The following is a 19,857-nucleotide window of genomic DNA, read 5'->3' as shown; positions in this document are numbered from 1 at the left end:
GGTTACCCCACCGACTTCGGGTGTTACAAACTCTCGTGGTGTGACGGGCGGTGTGTACAAGGCCCGGGAACGTATTCACCGCGGCATGCTGATCCGCGATTACTAGCGATTCCGGCTTCATGCAGGCGAGTTGCAGCCTGCAATCCGAACTGAGAATGGTTTTATGGGATTGGCTCGACCTCGCGGTTTTGCTGCCCTTTGTACCATCCATTGTAGCACGTGTGTAGCCCAGGTCATAAGGGGCATGATGATTTGACGTCATCCCCACCTTCCTCCGGTTTGTCACCGGCAGTCACCTTAGAGTGCCCAACTGAATGCTGGCAACTAAGGTCAAGGGTTGCGCTCGTTGCGGGACTTAACCCAACATCTCACGACACGAGCTGACGACAACCATGCACCACCTGTCACTCTGTCCCCCGAAGGGGAACGCCCTATCTCTAGGGGTGGCAGAGGATGTCAAGACCTGGTAAGGTTCTTCGCGTTGCTTCGAATTAAACCACATGCTCCACCGCTTGTGCGGGCCCCCGTCAATTCCTTTGAGTTTCAGCCTTGCGGCCGTACTCCCCAGGCGGAGTGCTTAATGCGTTAGCTGCAGCACTAAAGGGCGGAAACCCTCTAACACTTAGCACTCATCGTTTACGGCGTGGACTACCAGGGTATCTAATCCTGTTCGCTCCCCACGCTTTCGCGCCTCAGCGTCAGTTACAGACCAAAGAGCCGCCTTCGCCACTGGTGTTCCTCCACATCTCTACGCATTTCACCGCTACACGTGGAATTCCGCTCTTCTCTTCTGCACTCAAGTTTCCCAGTTTCCAATGACCGCTCACGGTTGAGCCGCGAGATTTCACATCAGACTTAAGAAACCGCCTGCGCGCGCTTTACGCCCAATAATTCCGGACAACGCTTGCCACCTACGTATTACCGCGGCTGCTGGCACGTAGTTAGCCGTGGCTTTCTGGTCAGGTACCGTCAAGGTACCGTTAGTTAGACGGTACTTGTTCTTCCCTGATAACAGAGTTTTACGATCCGAAAACCTTCTTCACTCACGCGGCGTTGCTCCGTCAGACTTTCGTCCATTGCGGAAGATTCCCTACTGCTGCCTCCCGTAGGAGTCTGGGCCGTGTCTCAGTCCCAGTGTGGCCGATCACCCTCTCAGGTCGGCTACGCATCGTCGCCTTGGTGAGCCGTTACCTCACCAACTAGCTAATGCGCCGCGGGCCCATCTGTAAGTGACAGCAGAACCGTCTTTCAACCTCTCCCCATGCGGGAAAAGAAGTTATCCGGTATTAGCTCCGGTTTCCCGAAGTTATCCCAGTCTTACAGGCAGGTTGCCCACGTGTTACTCACCCGTCCGCCGCTAACCTTTGGGAGCAAGCTCCCTCAGGTCCGCTCGACTTGCATGTATTAGGCACGCCGCCAGCGTTCGTCCTGAGCCAGGATCAAACTCTCATAAAAGTAGTTTGTTAGCTCATTTGCTGGCAATGGTATAAAACCATTGTTTAAAATAAATAATTTAACGTTCGTTTCGTTCAGTTTTCAAAGATCAAACTAATATGTCGCATCAAGAAGCGACTCTATTAATATAGCATGTTTCTGCTTAACAGTCAACCATTTTGTATAATATTTTTTCAACCAAATGATTATGTCGACTGTTTTACAATAGTATCATTTTATAATAATAACGTCAATAAACTTACAAATAAAACTCATTGGTAATATTATCCTAGTATAACAAAAGACCTATTAGCCATTGCCAATAGGTCTACTACATTAATTCTCCTATTCCCATTCGATAGTTGCAGGTGGCTTACTAGTAATGTCATAAACGACACGATTGACGTGTTCCACTTCATTAACAATTCTCGTAGAGATTTTTTCAAGTACGTCCCAAGGAATTCTAGCCCAATCCGACGTCATACCATCGATTGATGTAACGGCTCTTATTCCGATTGTGTGATCATATGTGCGGGAGTCTCCCATTACCCCAACACTTCGAATATCAGGGAGCACCGTGAAGTATTGCCAAATTTCTCTTTCTAAGCCAGCTTTTTTAATTTCTTCGCGCAAAATATAATCCGATTCTCGAACTATTTCAAGTTTGTCATCAGTTACTTCACCTAAAACACGAATTCCTAAACCTGGTCCTGGAAAAGGCTGGCGCCAAACGATCTCATCTGGAATCCCCAGTTCAGTTCCCAGTGCTCTTACTTCGTCCTTGAACAATGTGTTGAGGGGTTCGATCAATTTAAATTGCATATCTTCTGGTAATCCGCCTACATTATGATGGGATTTTATTGTTTGAGCAGTTGCAGTCCCACTTTCAATAATATCTGTATAAAGTGTCCCTTGAGCTAAATATTCGATGCCCTTAAGCTTTGTTGCTTCATCATCAAACACGTAAATAAATTCATTACCGATAATTTTACGCTTTTGTTCAGGATCTGTTACTCCTTTTAACTTGCCGAGAAAACGGTCACTAGCATCAATCTTGATAACATTCATATGGAAGCCTTCGCTAAATGTTTTCATGACGCTGTCGGCCTCACCTTTACGAAGCAAACCGTGATCAACAAAAATACATGTCAGTTGGTCACCAATTGCTTTATGGATTAATACAGCCACTACCGAAGAATCTACCCCGCCACTAAGAGCGCATAATACTTTTTTATCTCCGACTTCTTGACGAATTTTCTCCATTTCTATTTCAATGAAGTTTTCCATCGACCAGTCACCTTTGCAGCCACAAATTTCAAATACAAAGTTTTTTAATATTTCATTACCATGGATAGAGTGGCGTACCTCAGGGTGGAACTGAACAGCATACAATTGCTTTTCAACGTTACTCATTGCCGCAATTGGACATGATGGATTGGTAGCGTCGACAGTAAACCCTTCAGGTGCATCCTGTACTAAATCACCATGACTCATCCAAACGACTTGTTCATTCGGCAACCCTTTAAATAAATGTGCGCCTTCTTCAATTTGTATCAACGCTTTTCCGTATTCGCGTTCCTTTGCTCTTTCGACACGTCCACCAAAATGAACTGTCATTAGTTGCATTCCGTAGCAAATTCCAAAAACCGGTATCCCTAGGTCAAAAAGTTTTTCGTCGCAGCGAAACGCGTTTTCGGAATAGACACTATTCGGTCCTCCAGACAAAATGATGCCTTTTGGATTCATTTTTTTAATTTCTTCAACAGAAATGGTATGGGGATGCAGTTCGCTGTATACACCAAATTCTCGTATTCTTCTTGTGATTAATTGATTATATTGACTCCCAAAGTCTAAAACTACAATCATTTCCTGATCATGCAATTCCGTTTTCCCTGGCATATTGTACCCTCCAAAATATATTAAATAAGCTGAGATTTACTCCCTATGTGCTTGTTTTCCAAGGTGTCAATCGACTTCGGAGCTATGCACTTGCGAGTCTTTCATGTACCATTTTCCAATTGGAACCTTAGATAAAATCAACAAAGTGGTAAAATTAATCATCAGCTTTAACATAACCAAATAAAAAACTGAAATTCCGCCATCTTATTATACTAAGAAGGCAGAATTCCAGTATTAAAAGAAGACAGAACAAAAGGGTTTGCTTGTCCTATGGAAAGAACTGCCTTCATAGTAAGATCATTTAAGGTGACCTCGTAGAGACTCCCATACCATATTAATGGGATTATATGAAGTTCCGCCAATTAGGCGACATCAATAATTTAATTATCGTTACAAAGATTAAACCTGCGTTTTATTTTAAACCTGAATTAAAACATGGTCAACCTGTTGCCTTTTTAATTAAATTTTCCCATAACTTACTCGCATATTCCCATTCTGTTTCAACCATGTCTCCTCTGTAGATCGCTCTCTCGTAACATTGTGTCAAGTCACTCATATCTTTCGTATCAAAATGAAAATCAACATAGCTGGCGTATTCGCGGAGAGTTTGCCCGATATTTCGCTTTATTCCAAAACGATCAAGCTGCTTTAATAATTCTTCATACGCACGAACCAGTGTGTCTGCATCATTTTTTCTTTTAAATCTCCACAAAAGAATATGCGGTATCCACTTGCTCCTTTGCCAATATAACCAAGCTCCAGTAATAATAACAACAAGCAAAATCCCTACTAATATATATTTACTTTTCGCTATAAAGGCACTAATGATTGCAGATCCACTTATTGCGTCTTTCTTTTTCGTTTGTTTATTTTCTTTTTGCTTTAAATCATCTTTGTTATCTAGTTGATTTGGCTTCGAAGGCTGAATAGCTGGTGTAATAGGAGCAGTCGTTTCTTTTTCTTCATCATTCACGATAGTAGTATGGTTGCTAAATCCAATCGTTGGCTCAAACGGAACCCAGCCTTCTGAAGGAAAATAGACCTCAACCCATGAATGAGCGTCATTATTTGTGACCTTATATATTCGATCTTTTCCATCTGTCTCACCATTATATTGACCTGCCGAATACCCCTTTGCCCATCTTGCAGGAACTCCAGCAGCACGCAGAAGGACAACCATTGAAGTTGAAAAGTTATCGCAATAACCTTTTTTTGTGTCAAATAAAAATTGATCGACGTAATCTTGGTCCTCCGTAGGGATTGCTACATCGGATTGACTATATACAAAGTCTCCACTTTTAAAATACCTTTCAATCGCTTTTGCCTTATCAAACCAATTATCTTGATCTTTCGTCAGTTCCTCAGCCAAATCCCTAACCCTCTCAGGTAAATTCAATGGCAACTGAGTAAATCTAATCGTGGCAGGAGAATTCAATTGACTTGGGTATGTTGTGCGCATTTCTTTTAAACTAAAAGCTGTTCTTCTATAGTCAATTTCATAATGCGTGAGCTTAGAAGGTGAATCATCAGCATGATAAGACAAGATTTTTTCACCTGCATCATATTTAAAATATCCATCTTCATTACCATGCACTGTAAAAAAACCATAGGGCAAGACTATATGTGGATAGGAAATCTTGAAATCTAATGATGCTTTTCGCATCGGCTCATCCGTTGTTGAAGCAATATCCATAGGGGCATCTTCCCCTGAAAGAAACTTTCCTTGAATAGATTCTTCAGTACCCTCCCAGCCTTTTCCGGTATAAGTATCTTTCGTCTCCACTCTCCAATATTGCTTCGTCGGTGTTCTCACTTCAAAAACAACCCGATTATCTCCTATAAAAGGACCGCCCAATTTTGAATCATCTGGGCTATACCCAATCCTCGACACCCCCCCTTTTCTCGGAAAAACGTTATCGGCTTTGGATTGAATAAAAGGAACAGGATCGGGCCAAATCGGACCTGCTTTTGGAGAGGCATAGCCGAGGAAAACACTTGCTACAATCATAACGATAAGTGGAATAACCCACTTGTTCAAGAGATTTCCACGGTTTTGAATTTGCTCTTTATCGAGAAGGCGCTGAAAAAATAATATTCCAAGCAGCGCAAAGCCGAGGACGACAATCCGAACAATCGCCCACTCTCCATTATAAATCGTAAACGTATCCAAAACGCTAACATAAAGAATGGTCATAAAATAAAAAATAAGAATCCTTTTCCTAATCGTCAACCAGTAAGTTAGGAGATAGGTCATAATCCAAAGCAATATAAAAAACAGAAGTGTCCGAAACATATCTGATAAATCATTTATATTTCCAGAAAACAATAATTTTATATTTAAATAAACATCTTCTAAAAATAACATGAACCACTTAAAAATACTAAGATCCTGACGACCGAAAATAGAGTAAGTAAAAAGTAAAATAGTACTTGCTTTGATCAATCGACGGAGCCAGATATTGACCGGGAGCAAATTTATCAAAAGAGAAAAAGCGATAAATATAACGAAATAATATAAATGACCAGTATGAGTAATTTGGTTAAGTGGCCGCAGCCATTCCCATAATAGCAAGAAACCAAATACATATAATATTAAGGTAGAAACGAAATGTTTGTTCATCACGCCCGCTTCACCTCCGAAAATGCTCTTCGAAAGTCACCTTCATACAGCGGTATCATAAAAATTCCTTTTTGCATAGCCGCTGCTCTAACCATGAGTTCCTCTTGGCTCAATGGGTCATCTTTCTTTTTAATGTAATATACGATAAACGTTCCTCTGCGTCGCAAATAAACCCCAGCTTGATCAATCAGTTCCTTACTTAATACGGAAGTAATAACGATCATGACAGCAGGCTGTTTAAAAAGAATTGTTTCAGTCTCAATAATATTTGCCAAAGGAACCTCGCTATCTGATTTTACCTTAGCTAGATGAAGAAAAATCTGCTGCTGTTGCTGATCCCCTCCTCTGATCGGGAAAAAGGTTTTATCTTTCCCTGCCGAAAATAGACCAATCTGCCCACCATATTTAAGAACGGATTTTGTTACGGATGCAGCAAATTTAACAACTTCTTCAAAGCTCCTTGTCTTCGTTCGATCCAATATGATGAGAAGGTCGTTAGTTTGCCTAATCTCAAATTCCTTAGACATCATATCATTCGTCCGAGCAAACGCCTTCCAATCAATCCATGAAAAACGATCTCCTGGCTGATACTGCCTAATGCCTGCAACAAGTGAAGTATCCTTTTGAAATTGCATTACAGAAGCAGTACCCCCTTGCTCATATTGACTTTCAAGAGCACGGTGTTCAATCTCCACATATTGAGGGTAGACTAATAAAACTTCCCTCCTGTCAAACCACTTTTCTTTTTCCACTAAACCAAGTGCATCCCCGGTTTTAAATCGAATCGCTTCAAAAATATGCTCTCCCCGAGGAACTTCATCAATTTTGTAATAAAACTCCATTTTTCTTTTAAAGCCAGGAAACAAGATTTTTTTACTGCCGCGATTATAAAAGTTATCTGGTCCCCAGTCCGCAACAATTAGAAAAAGAAGAGGAAAAGGAATTTTCCGACACAATGATACTCTTACTGTAACTTGTTCTCCCGCTGTTAATTGTAACGGAGTAAAGACTCTATCAATTTGAAAATCATTTAATGGATAAATTAATAGAGCAATAGAATAAATGGCAAAGGGAAGAAAGCTAAAAAATAAAAACCAGCTTACAAATCCTCCTTGAAACATGGCAAACGCATATGTTAGAGCTAATAGCAAAAGTAAGAAAATCATCCCAAAAAAAGGTTGGATTCTAGCTATAATTCGATTCCGTTTAAAAAAAGATCTCATTTATTTAACAGCCCTTTTGATTGGAACATGAGTTTTTTCAATGATCTCTTCTAATATTTGTTCAGTCGTGATTCCTTGATATTTTGCATCAGCCTTTAAAATCATTCGGTGAGAAAACACAAAAGGCATTAAATATTGAATGTCGTCCGGAATAACATAATCACGTCCTGATAAAAAGGCAAGAGATTGTGATGCTTTCATAAGAGCAATGGAGGCTCGAGGGCTTGCTCCCAAATATACATTCGGATGTTTTCTCGTTCGATTCGCTAATTCAACAATATATTGTTTTAATGTTTCTTCTATATACGTTTCTTTTACTTGTTGCTGAAGTTCCCTTAATTCTACCAATGTGATAACTGGTTGCAATTCTTCGATTGGCGGTACTTTTTGTGATCGCGTTAATACTTCTACTTCTTCTTTTTCCGAAGGATACCCCATTTTCATTTTTAATAAAAATCGATCAAGCTGAGCTTCTGGCAACGGGTATGTCCCTTCATATTCAATCGGGTTTTGCGTAGCCATGACAAAAAATGGCTTCTCCAGTTGGAGAGTCGAACCATCTACCGTAATACTCTTTTCTTCCATTCCTTCCAACAAGGCTGATTGGGTTTTAGGGGAAGTACGATTAATTTCATCAGCAAGAATGATATTTCCCACTATTGGGCCAGGTCTAAAAGTAAATTCCATTTCCTTTTGATTATATATAGAGACCCCTAGAACATCAGAAGGTAGTAAGTCAGGGGTAAATTGAATTCGTTTAAAGGTTGCATTTACGGATTTAGCCAAAGCTCTTACCATCATCGTTTTCCCTACTCCAGGAACATCCTCAAGCAATACATGGCCTTCCGCCAAAAGGGCTAAAAGACTAAGTCTTGCCACGTCCGTCTTTCCAATCATAACTTTTTCAATGTTTTGTAAAATCTTTTTGATTTGCTGCTGCATCATATCGCTGTTCATCCACATACACCGCCGTCTATTTATTTTTCTGATTAGCTCTGTTAAAGCTTGTTGATTTCCACCGTACTCACTTTTCGCGGGATTGCAATTGACTCTTTATGATTTTATTACGCATATAGGTCTTTCGTGACCTAACAAGAGTCACCTTCAATATATTCGCCATTTCAACAATGGTTTTTAACAGAGACATACTCCTTAACAATAATATTCTGTCTAAAACAGGAAAATCCTCCCGTAAAATGAAAGAAGAAAGGACAGGAAAAAAGCATCAGTTTGTTTGATACTTTATACCTGTCCTTTAACGTAGTCAATCTACTTCCAAAAAGTGTCAAATAGAGTGATTGGCATATGTCGTTTGTGTGCTGATTTACGGTATATTGCTTCGATTGTATTTTTAGCTGTATGTGAAACTTCTTTTCCTTCAAGGTAGTCATCAATTTCATCATATGAAACGCCTAAGGCAACTTCATCTGGAAGCATTGGTCGATCGTCCTCGAGATCTGCCGTCGGAACTTTCATATATAAGTGTTCAGGACAGCAGAGCTCCTTGAGCACTTGTCTGCCTTGTCTTTTATTTAAACGGTAGATTGGCACTAAATCAGAACCACCATCACCATATTTTGTGAAAAATCCGGTCAGTGCTTCTGCAGCATGATCTGTACCAAGTACAACACAATTATACATTGCAGCAATACTGTATTGAACCTTCATGCGTTCTCTCGCCTTTTCATTCCCTTTCGTAAAATCTGAAATTTCAACGCCGGCTTCTCGCATTGCTTCAACACTTGCTTCAACTGCATTTTTAATATTCACTTCATACGTAACACTTGGTTTAATAAAATCCAATGCATCATCTACATCATTAGAATCACTCTGCTTACCATATGGTAGTCGAACCGCGATAAACTTATATTTTTCTATATCTCGTCCTTCATTTAATTCATCAACGGCCATTTGTGCAAGCTTTCCAACAAGTGTTGAATCCTGCCCACCGGAAATACCTAACACAAATCCGTTAAAAAACATATATTTTTCCATATATTCCTTCATGAAATCAATACTTTTACGGATCTCTTCTTGTGCGTCTATTTCAGGGAGAACTTTAAGTTCTTCTATAATTTGCTTTTGGAGTTCATCCATCGTGATTCCTCCTGACCTATGATTTTTTCAGTTTACTAACTTTTTCTTTTACCTCTTCAATATTCCTCATTTTATTATTCCAGCATCTTTGGCTAAGGTCGACAGGGTATTCTTCAGGATTCAGAGACCGTTTATACTCATCCCATAATAAACTAAGGTTTTCTTTCGCATATCCTTGAATTTCCTTAAGCTCTGGCAAACGATACACAAGCTTGCCATTATCATAAATTACTTCATGCAAGTTGATTGCATCGAAGTTGGTCACAAACTTACTAATATACGTATGAACTGGATGGAACATTTTAAGCCGCGGCTCGTCTTCCGGTTTCTCATCCCATAATGTAATGTAATCCCCTTCTGATTTACGATTTATCCTATTTACTATACGATAAACCTTTTTTCTGCCAGGTGTTGAAACCTTTTCAGCATTGCTGGAGATTTTAATTGTATCTTCCATTCCTCCAAGTTCATTTTCAATCGAAACAAGTTTGTATACGGCTCCTAATGCAGGCTGATCATAAGCTGTAATTAATTTTGTCCCAACACCCCATGAATCAATCCGCGCGCCTTGTGCTTTTAAATGTAATATCGTATATTCGTCAAGATCACTCGAAGCAAAGATTTTAGCGTCTGTTAACCCAGCTTCATCCAGCATCTTTCTTGCTTCTTTTGATAAAAAAGCCATATCGCCGCTATCTAGACGAATTCCTTTAAAATTAATCCGGTCTCCGAGTTCTTTCGCAACTTTTATAGCAGCTGGCACTCCAGACCTTAACGTATCGTACGTATCTACTAAAAACACACAGTCTCGGTGAGATTCAGCATATTTCATAAAAGCCGTATAATCGTCTTTGTATGCTTGGACCATGGAGTGTGCGTGAGTACCCGCAACAGGCATGTCAAAAATTTTACCAGCTCGGACATTACTCGTACCATCAAATCCGCCAATGAAAGCCGCTCGAGTTCCCCAAAGTGCTGCATCTAGTTCCTGCGCTCGCCTTGATCCGAATTCTAATGCGATTTCATCCCCGACAATTTGTTTGATCCGTGAAGCTTTTGTAGCAATCAATGTTTGATAATTCACAATGTTAAGCAAAGCTGTTTCAATGAGTTGCGCCTCTACAAGCGGGGCTTCCACTTGCAGGATCGGTTCATTGTTAAAAACAACTTCCCCTTCTTTCATTGAACGGATTGTTCCAGTGAATGTTAAATTTCTTAAAAAATCAATGAATTCCTCTTCATAGCCAACTTCTTCTTGCAAGTATTCGATATCTGTTTCACTGAAACGAAAATTTTCAATGAAATGAATGATTTTCTCTAATCCCGCAAAAAGTGCATAACCATTTCCGAAAGGCATTTTACGAAAATAAAGATCAAACACAGCTCTTCGATTATGAATTCCGTCTTGCCAATACGTTTTCGCCATATTGATTTGGTATAAATCTGTATGCAATGCCAAACTATCGTCTTTATAATGATCGTTCATGTAAACCACTCCAAATTTTAGCTTCCTGATACCACTTTCGCTCCTAAAGTCTGGGCAAAGTGGCCTAATGCCCATTCATGACCTGCTTGATTAAAACTTGCCACAGCATCTTCATGTATAACAATTTGGAAGCCTTTATTGTAGGCATCAACAGCAGTGTGCAATACACAAATATCTGTGCAAACACCGCAAAGATGCAATTCTTCGATTCCGCGCTCACGAAGTTTTATTTCAAGATCTGTACCTGCAAAAGCACTATACCTTGTTTTATCCATATAATAAACGTTTGCATGATTCTTATGCTTTTCATAAAGTTCGGAAAGCTCCCCGTACAAGTCTCTTCCACTTGTTCCTTCAATATTATGCGGAGGAAATAATTTTGCTTCAGGGTGATACTCATTACCTTCTGTATGCTTATCAATCGCTAAAACGACAAAATCACTATTTTCTATGAATTTTTTTGTTAAAGATACGATCGCTTTTTCAATTTCCTGGCCAGGTTTACCGCAAGTTAGTCTTCCGTCCTCTGCTACAAAATCATATGTATAGTCCACATTTAGAAGTGCTTTTTTCATTATTCGCTGCCTCCCATTTTTAATTTCTCAATTAAAGCTGTCGTGTATGAATCGATATATAAGTCTGCTTCTATATCATCATTTTGAAACGCGCAAGTTTTTAATCCAACCGCTTTGGCTGGAATTAGATCAAGTGCCCGATCTCCAATTGCCCAGTCTAATTGATATTTATTATGAACATATTCATATGCAGCCACATCAGGTTTTCTCGGATAGCCATCATCATCCGGACTGACGATTTCATCGAAATACTTGAGCAGCCCCCATTTCACAAGCAGTTCTTTCGTTGAAGCTCTTGTTCGATGTGTCACAATCACATTCACATCAGCCGCCGCTAAAATGATTTCAATTCCATCAAATGGAGGACTACCCGCCTCAGCCCCGGCGTGGTCTAATTCTTTAAACCTTTCTCGGTAATCTTCCGAGATTCCAAAGTGAGCAAACGCTTCTTTAGAAGTTTTTTTAAGCCAACGAAGAGCCTCTTTTTGATCAACGGATTTCCCATGCACTTCTTCGTACACAGAACAAAAACTATGTAAAATTGCGGGATACGTATCAAAAATTGTACCATCCAAGTCCCACAATAGACGCAATGACATCACTCCCTGCCGTTCAAATACTCAGTATTCTGAAACTAATATCTATTATACAATATCCCTTTTTACTTTTCATTGCTGTTTATTCTTTATACTTATTCTGAGCGTAATATCCATAAATACCTAACCGAGGTGTATCAAATAGAATTCCTCTAAAAAATAGATAAGTTTTTACATTCATTTCTTTTTCTTGCATTATCATTCTAGTTGTTTATGCGCTGCCGTTATTTTTTATAAATGAAAAAGATATAGCTAGTTTCATTATTTTTCCTTCTTTAAGTATTGTATCTATAGGATTCATATTTGGAATATTTTTACGATAAAGTATGTCTTTCGTGATGAATTCCTATTAGTAAAAGCAGGACCTTTCCGAAGTCAAATTCCATATACGAGGATTGCCCCTATTAAGGATATCTTCACATTATTAGCTTCCAAAAATGATCTGCAAATTTTTAGGTAGTGTAAAAATTTCATCTAAAGATCAAGAATCATTTTTTTCTGAGTTAAAAAACATTGTGAAAATGTAAAAAAGCTTGTAAAGAACTATACAAGCTTTATTTCACCGATCCCGTCATACCAGCAACAAAATGCTTCTGCATGAGGAAAAATACGATGGCTGTCGGCAAAGTCGCAATTACAATCGCAGCCATGATGACACCGTAATCAGGCGAGTAACCTGCGCCAAGATTGGAGATAAGCAACAGGATAGTTCTCTTTTCGGGTGTCTGCAAAACGACAAGGGGCCATAAATAATTATTCCAACTCGACATAAAAGTGATAATTGCGGCGGCTGCATACGTCGTTTTCATTGTTGGGAGGAAAATACGAAAAAATATCCCCATTTCACTTAGACCATCAATTCGTCCTGCCTCAATCAGTTCCCTCGAAAACATTTTTGTACTTTGTCTGAAGAAAAAGATTAAGAATGCCGTAGTAATCGTAGGTAAAACAACTGCAGCCAATGTATCTATACCAAACATCGGCGCAACTTGTGAGATACTTCCAAACATCCGATATAACGGAACCATTAACGCTGCAAATGGAATCATCATCGACAACAAAAGAATATTAAAAACTGCATCCTTACCGAGCTCCTATAAATCTCAAATCCATAACCGGCTAAAGAAGCAATCAATAAGGCCAATATGGTTGTGGATATAGAGACAATAAAGGAATTAATCAAAGCAGGAACAATATCAACAGTTGTGAATAAGGTTGTAATATTTTCCCACATATAACTTCCTGGAAGCAGTCGTCCTCTCGTTACATCAACCGACCTATTTGTCATGCTCACAATCATCCATAAAAAAGGAAAGATTGAGACGAAAGCAGCTACACTTAAAAAAAGATAGACAAAAAATCGTTTAAACATTTCGCTCACCTGCCACTTTAAACTGGAGAATCGAGAACAATATAATCAAAATTACAATGACGTAAGAAACGGTTGCTGCATATCCAAAATCAGGAGTGTATTTAAACGAAAGATTGTATATGTATTGTGATATGGAGGTCGTCGCGTTTCCTGGACCGCCTTTCGTGATATTCATAATCTCATCGAAAATTTGCAGCGTTCCAATTGTTGATGTGATGGAGGTAAATAAAATAATCGGTTTTAATAATGGAATCGTTATTTTAAAAAACTGTTGAGCACCCGATGCACCATCAATCCTAGCTGCTTCGTAAATGGAAGGGTCAACGTTTTGGAGAGCAGAAAGATAGAAAATCATATTATATCCTGTCCAACGCCAAGTTATCGCTAAAATAATTGTTATTTTTGCCCAAAATGGATTGGTTAACCATTGAATTGGATCAGGAATTAAAGACAAAGATATTAATAATTTGTTCACTAAGCCGTTTGTTGCAAATAAATATTTAAAAATAACGGAGAGTAGGCAACAAGGGATGTTACACATGGTAAAAAAATCGCTGTTCTAAAAAATCCTTTAAACTTCAATGTTCTGTCATTCAATAGAACTGAAATAAATAAGGCCAATATAATCATAATTGGAACTTGAACGATTAAATAAATAAACGTATTTGTAACGGCAGCTATAAAAGTGGGGTCACTAAATAATCGAATATAATTATTAAAGCCTACAAAATGTAAGTTTGCCCCCGCACCTGATTTAAAGGATAAAATTAATGCTTGAATCATTGGATAAAAGTAAAACCAGCAAATTAAGATGACTGAAATCATAACAAAAGTCCAACCGATTGTATTACTTTTCACCCTATAATTCACAGCTATTCACTCCTTAGCGACAAACTTATGTCCTTTGAAAAAATTTTGGGCAATACACTTTTTAACGAGGCGATTTCTGATCTAAAAAGCGATTGCCCAATAATTTTCATTATTTCAATTGTGCCTCAGCTTGTTGTTGGGCATCGTTCATTACATCATCAATGTTTTTTCCGCTTAAATAATTCTGCATTTCCGCAATTAAAATATCTTCGATTGCGTACGTGTGCATTCCATAATTCACACTTGGAATTTGAGCCATCCATTTTGAAAAATCTTCAACAACCTTTTGTCCACCGAAGAAGTCGTCACCACTTTTATACGCTTCTCCGTCTGTTGCTGGTTTATACGTACCAAGTGCTCCAACTTCCTTTACAAGCTTTTGGTAAAGGTCTTTATTTGAACCGAATGTTTTTCCGAGGAAGTCTGCAGCTTTTTCCTTTCCGTCAATATTTAACACATAAAAGGAACTTCCCCCTAAGTTAGATGCATTAACGGCTCCTTTAATAGGTATTCTCGGAATTGGAACAACCGCCCATTTCCCGGATTGAGATTCTTCTGCTTTTATACTAGGAGTAATCCAGTTGCCCGTAGGAACCCCGGCAATATCACCATTATTAAAAGCGGATAAGAATTGGCTCCAGTCAGATGTTGTGACAGCGATTTTTTCATCCAATAAAGTTTTATAAATTCTAAAAGCCTCTTTGAGCGCCTTATTATCGGCTAAATTAGGTGTTACTCCATCGTCTTTCAAATACCATGCCCCTGCTGATTGAATCATCATGCGAATCGTACCTAAATCATTTGGATCAAGAGTCAAGAAGCCCTTACCTGTTTTATCTCTAATCGTTTTTCCTATTTCAATGAATTGATCCCAATCTATATCACGAACATCATCTGCAGTAAGTCCAGCATCTTTTAACATATCCGTCCTTACAAATAAGCCCGTTACGCCTGTATCAAAAGGCAAACCATATTGTTTTCCGTTAAAACTTGTTGGGGCAATTTTATAGTCAGCAAAATCTTTTGTATCGAAGAATTGCGAAATATCATAAAAAGCATCTGGATAAGCTTGCAAAAAGCTTTGAGCACGATAATCCTCAATTAAGACAATATTGGGCATTCCTTTCATCGTACCCGAACTCAATCCAGTGTTTAACTTTTGAACAATATCCGGCTGTCCATTTTCAATAATCCTTAATTTAAAATCCTTATCACCTGTATAATTGGCTTCAGCAAGCTTAAGTGCAGCTATATTGAACTTTGGATCCCATGCCCACGCAGTAATTTCATTAGTGCCCTTATTGGTGGTGTTTTGAGTCCCACCTTTATTGGACGAACCCGCAGAACAAGCCGTCGCAATTAAAAGAGTCGACAACAATAAAAAAAAGACTTTCTTCAACATAATCACCCCACTCAAGGTTTAAGATCTTGAATTTAGTTTGGAAATTAATTCAGATATTATGCATATGGAAGGAAAAAGGATGTCCTTGTGAGCTTTGGTCACATTAGGACATCCTTGGTTTGAAGTTGCATAAGATATTTCATATCCGGATTGGTTTTATATTCTATAGATACTCTTCTTTGAAAAATGAAGGGAATCAGTCCCGATTGATGCTGGATTGAGACTGAATTTCGAAAAGTTTAGACGTTCTGGTCCTTATTTACGCTCGATCGGGACTGTATTCCGAAAAGCTAAGACGTTCTGTCCTTATTCATGCTCGATCGGGACTGTATTCCGAAAAACGAAGGCGTTCTGTCCTTATTCACACTCGATCGGGACTGAATTCTGAAAATCGAAGGCATTCTGTCCTTATTCACGCTCAATCGGGACTGTATTCCGAAAAACGAAGGCGTTCCGTCCTTATTCATGCTCGATCGGGACTGTATTCCGAAAAACAAAGGCGTTCTGTCCTTATTAGCGTTCGATTGAGACTGAATTCCGAAAAACGAAGGCGTTCTGTCCTTATTCACGCTCTATTGGGACTAAATTCCTAAAAGTGTAGACGTGCTGTCGGTATTCACCCTCGATCGGGACTGAATTCCGAAAAACGAAGGCGTTCTGTCCTTATTTACGCTTAATCGGGACTGTATTCTGAAAATCGAAGGCGTTCTGTCCTTTTTCATGCTCGATTGTGACTGTATTCTGAAAATCGAAGGCGTTCTGTCCTTATTCGCGTTCGATCGGGACTGAATCCAGAAAAACGAAGGCGTTCTGTCCTTATTTACGATCGATCGGGACTGAATTCCGAAAAACGACGATGCGCATGTATATTTTTGCCGCAGAACGTTCTCAATCAAGCTTTGAGACCATTGCTCATAAAGGACCTCAATCCGATTATTGAGACCTTCCGCAACTCCGTCATCACTGATGAACAACTTCAATAAGGCTATTGAGGCCTTTGGCATCGCCTTTTTCGCCGATGAGTGACCTCTATGCGGCGATTGGGACCCTTCGCTCAATCCATTTAAATGATGAACGCCCTCAATCCAATCGAAATGGTCTTACAGTTTAATTGGACTGATTGAAAAAGAATATCTATATACTTTGTCGGCATAAATTGTAAATTCCGGATGAGTTTTTTGGCTCCAGCTATCGTCGCCACCTACACCCATTTGTTTGTAGTTGATTCTTACAACCGATTGCTTTCTGTCCGGTAATTTATACGTGTGGCTAGCTTTTTCAAGTTCGAAGGGGGTATATGGAAGAACGTTTGCTTCGATTGTTGGGTGACCGGATACTTTTACCCCATTTCCGTCCTTATCCGTTATTGTAATCCATCTTACTTCAGTCTTGTTCCCACACTCTTGTGGTTTTAAATAAGGAACATATTGCTCTTCTACTTTTCCTTCGTAAAGACCAATTTTGGCGCCTTTTTCTTTATCGATATAATTTTCATGCGGACCTTTTCCGTACCATTTTAGATTGCTAAAGCTTGAATCCATCGTAAACATGATGCCGACTTCTGGAATCTCCGGTAATTCCCTGCCTGGTGCCAATTCGTAATTCACATCGATTGTACCGTTCTTTTTAATTTCATAAATTATTTTACATGTCGAGGCATTCTTGGTCGGAATGTTATACGTGACTGACACTTTAACCGTATCTTCTGTTGTATCAACATGGAAAGATTGTAGCTCGCGCTTTTCACCAGCTTCTCGCCATGTAGCAGCACGTTTATCCAGTTCATTTCCTCTGTCATTATCGGTCATCGCTCTCCAGAAGTTTGGAGCAAGTGGTATTTTTAGCAATTCTACACCGTTAATCTGATAAGATTCTAAATCTCCCGTTGCTTTTTTGAAGCGAACAGAGAATTGATCTCCTGATATGGTCATACCAGCTTCGTCTTCCGTTTTTAACTTAGTAGAAATAGGCTGATAACCCACTTCTCCACCCACGCTTTTCAAAATAAATTGTTCAAATGCAATTTCATGACCTTTTTCAGCCCATATTGTGCCTTCTTTAAGTCGGAAACTTACAGTTAGAATGAGTTCTCCTTGATACTCATTAAAGTCATTTATCGTAAAATCAAGGTGAATGTTAGCAGTGGACTGCGGTTCAATCGTTACATTTGTTGATCCCGTTTTTATGACTTTTCCGTCCTCCATTACTTCCCAATGAAGTTCAACATGACTTAAGTCGGAAAACAAGTGCTTATTTTTAACCATAATTACACCGTTTTCAAGATTCGCTTTATAGAACTCCACATTTTGATAGCATTTTTTCACTTCAAAAATCTTCGGAGTTACGGTTCCATCTGCGAAAATTAACCCGTTTCCAGAAAAGTTTCCATCATTAGGCGACTCTCCGAAATCCCCGCCGTAAGCTAAAAATTCAGTATCATCCTCTGTTTTAGTTCGAATCGCTTGATCTCGCCAGTCCCAAATAAAACCGCCTTGTAAAATAGGATACTTATCAAATAACTCGGTATATTGATACAAGTTACCACAGGAATTTCCCATCGCATGAGCATATTCACAAATAATATAAGGCTTCGCTTTATCAGAAAACTTTTCCGCGTCAAGTGCGTACTTTTCAACTAGTTTAGGAGGGATATACATCGTACTTTCTATATCGGAAGCGGCTTCAGAAGGACGATAATGGAAAACCCCTTCGTAATGAACGAGACGGGTAGGATCCTTTTCTTTAAAGAAATCGTGCATTTTCAAGAAATTGTCTCCACCAAATGATTCGTTTCCAAGTGACCAAATAACTATCGAAGGATGATTTTTATCACGCTGGAACATAGAGTTGCAACGATCTAATACATTTTCTGTCCATTCAGGTCTGCTTCCCGGCACTGTATCTTCCAACTCTTTTTGCCCATAATACCAAGTCCCATGTGTTTCTAGATTGTTTTCATCAATGACATATAGACCGTATTCATCACATAATTCATATAAATAAGGATTGTTTGGATAATGTGACGTGCGCACGGCATTTATATTATGCTGCTTCATTAAAGTAATGTCGTGAACCATATCTTCATAATCAATTGCACGACCTTTATTCGCCGAAAATTCATGACGATTTACACCTTTAAAAATAATTCGCTCGCCATTGATTTTCATTAAACCGTCTTTTAACTCAAATTTACGGAAGCCTACTTTGCAGCTTACGGTTTCAATAATTTGTCCAGATGCGTCTTTTAAACTTAATACGAGAGTGTATAGATTTGGATGCTCTGCACTCCACTTCAAAGGATTTTTATCTATTGATGAAGTCGAAATTTTTACATCAGTGTTCTCCGAAATATTTGCCGGGACAACAAGAGGTGTTCCCAAAACTTCCTGTCCATTTTGGTCAAAAAGCATCGCTTCAAACGTTGGATTCTCCATGCTCTCTTCAAAATAATTTGAAATTTTTGCCTGAATGTTTAGTTCCGCGTTTTGATATTCTTCGTCAAGCTGGGTCGTAACAAAAAAATCTTCTATGTGAACGTGAGGAGTTGAATATAAGTAAACGTCACGGAAAATGCCGCTCATTCTCCAAAAATCCTGGTCCTCAAGCCAGCTCGCATCACACCAACGATACACCTCAACAGCAAGTTTATTTTCACCGTCTATTAAATAAGGCGTCAAATCGAATTCAGCCGGCGTGAATGTATCCTCGCTATATCCAACTAGATCTCCATTCACCCAAATATAAAAAGCGGATTCAACACCTTGGAAGCTTATGTATACAGGTTGGTCATCCCATGAAGCTGGCACAGTAAATGTTTGGATATATTGACCTACGGGATTATAATTCGTAGGAGCAAACGGCGGCTCAATATCGTCCTTTTCAATCCATGGATATCGCACATTCGTATATTGCGGATAGTCATATCCTTGCAGTTGCCAATGTGCTGGAACTTGGATCGCATCCCATTTACTGCTGTCAAAATCCGCTTCATAAAAGTTTTTAACTCTTTTATCAGGAGTTTCTGAAAAAGAAAATTTCCAGTGTCCATTTAGGGATTTGAAAAATTTCGATGATTTGCGATTACCTTCTAAAGCTTCTTCAATCGTTTGAAAAGGCATTAGCGTGGAGTGAGCGTCTAGCCTGTTCAATTGAAAAATCTCAGGATTGTTATTCCACTCTGGGTAACCATTTTTAGGTGGGCTATATAAAAATTTCCCCTTTTGCTTCCGCATTCATAATCCCTCTCTTTTTTGTTTATTATTTTTCACCAAGACAATTTTACA

Annotated in this window: 11 protein-coding genes, 1 rRNA gene, 2 pseudogenes and 1 riboswitch; of the genes and pseudogenes, 1 reads left to right on the top strand and 13 read right to left on the bottom strand. The window is 39.1% G+C overall.

The window, feature by feature from the left end; genetic code table 11:
* The 9 genes from KHA97_RS22575 to KHA97_RS22535 form a co-directional block, all read right to left on the bottom strand.
* Nucleotides 1-1,455, bottom strand: a 16S ribosomal RNA gene (locus KHA97_RS22575); the annotation flags it as partial.
* 324 nt (nt 1,456-1,779) lie between these two features.
* Nucleotides 1,780-3,333, bottom strand: a complete 1,554-nt coding sequence (gene guaA / locus KHA97_RS22570; protein ID WP_213127050.1) for a glutamine-hydrolyzing GMP synthase — start codon at nt 3,331-3,333, stop codon at nt 1,780-1,782.
* Between the two features lie 269 nt (nt 3,334-3,602).
* Nucleotides 3,603-3,704, bottom strand: a riboswitch (purine riboswitch).
* Between the two features lie 68 nt (nt 3,705-3,772).
* Complete coding sequence (locus tag KHA97_RS22565; protein ID WP_233713742.1) at nt 3,773-5,953, bottom strand: transglutaminaseTgpA domain-containing protein; 2,181 nt, start codon at nt 5,951-5,953, stop codon at nt 3,773-3,775.
* The gene (locus KHA97_RS22560) at nt 5,953-7,176 is read right to left on the bottom strand and encodes a DUF58 domain-containing protein (RefSeq protein ID WP_213127048.1); all 1,224 of its coding nucleotides are present in this window, start codon (nt 7,174-7,176) and stop codon (nt 5,953-5,955) included. The genes KHA97_RS22565 and KHA97_RS22560 overlap by 1 nt, the downstream gene beginning before the upstream one ends.
* Nucleotides 7,177-8,133, bottom strand: a complete 957-nt coding sequence (locus KHA97_RS22555; RefSeq protein WP_233713728.1) for an AAA family ATPase — start codon at nt 8,131-8,133, stop codon at nt 7,177-7,179. It abuts the gene before it with no gap.
* A 312-nt stretch (nt 8,134-8,445) separates the two neighbouring features.
* A complete protein-coding gene (gene nadE / locus KHA97_RS22550) occupies nt 8,446-9,273 on the bottom strand; it encodes an ammonia-dependent NAD(+) synthetase (protein ID WP_213127047.1) in 828 nt (275 codons plus the stop codon).
* A gap of 16 nt (nt 9,274-9,289) precedes the next feature.
* Nucleotides 9,290-10,759 carry a nicotinate phosphoribosyltransferase gene (locus tag KHA97_RS22545; protein ID WP_213127046.1) on the bottom strand — a complete coding sequence of 490 codons (1,470 nt, stop codon included), beginning with the start codon at nt 10,757-10,759 and terminating at the stop codon, nt 9,290-9,292.
* A gap of 17 nt (nt 10,760-10,776) precedes the next feature.
* Nucleotides 10,777-11,334 carry a cysteine hydrolase family protein gene (locus KHA97_RS22540; RefSeq protein WP_213127045.1) on the bottom strand — a complete coding sequence of 186 codons (558 nt, stop codon included), beginning with the start codon at nt 11,332-11,334 and terminating at the stop codon, nt 10,777-10,779.
* Nucleotides 11,334-11,927 (bottom strand): HAD hydrolase-like protein, encoded by a 594-nt coding sequence (locus KHA97_RS22535; RefSeq protein WP_213127044.1) that lies wholly within the window; start codon nt 11,925-11,927, stop codon nt 11,334-11,336. Before KHA97_RS22535 ends, KHA97_RS22540 begins: the two co-directional genes overlap by 1 nt.
* Before the next feature lie 289 nt (nt 11,928-12,216).
* On the opposite strand from KHA97_RS22535, the gene KHA97_RS24705 reads away from it, so the two are divergent.
* Nucleotides 12,217-12,390: a PH domain-containing protein gene (locus tag KHA97_RS24705; RefSeq protein ID WP_213127064.1), complete on the top strand. Its 174-nt coding sequence runs from the start codon at nt 12,217-12,219 to the stop codon at nt 12,388-12,390.
* A 94-nt stretch (nt 12,391-12,484) separates the two neighbouring features.
* On the opposite strand, the pseudogene KHA97_RS22525 reads toward KHA97_RS24705, so the two are convergent.
* From KHA97_RS22525 to KHA97_RS22510, 4 genes and pseudogenes are all read right to left on the bottom strand, one after another.
* Nucleotides 12,485-13,302 (bottom strand): annotated as a pseudogene (locus KHA97_RS22525) (carbohydrate ABC transporter permease).
* A pseudogene (locus KHA97_RS22520) lies at nt 13,295-14,127 on the bottom strand (carbohydrate ABC transporter permease). Before KHA97_RS22520 ends, KHA97_RS22525 begins: the two co-directional pseudogenes overlap by 8 nt.
* 154 nt (nt 14,128-14,281) lie before the next feature.
* Nucleotides 14,282-15,571, bottom strand: a complete 1,290-nt coding sequence (locus tag KHA97_RS22515) for an ABC transporter substrate-binding protein (protein WP_213127043.1) — start codon at nt 15,569-15,571, stop codon at nt 14,282-14,284.
* A 1,103-nt stretch (nt 15,572-16,674) separates the two neighbouring features.
* Nucleotides 16,675-19,806, bottom strand: a complete 3,132-nt coding sequence (locus KHA97_RS22510) for a glycoside hydrolase family 2 TIM barrel-domain containing protein (RefSeq protein ID WP_213127042.1) — start codon at nt 19,804-19,806, stop codon at nt 16,675-16,677.
* Nucleotides 19,807-19,857: the final 51 nt, after the last annotated feature.

The organism is Lederbergia citri (genome assembly GCF_018343625.1).
Classification (GTDB): Bacteria; Bacillota; Bacilli; order Bacillales; family Bacillaceae_C; genus Lederbergia; species Lederbergia citri.
The sequence above is the reverse complement of the archived record's forward strand: the minus strand, read 5'-3'. Positions and strand labels throughout refer to the sequence as shown.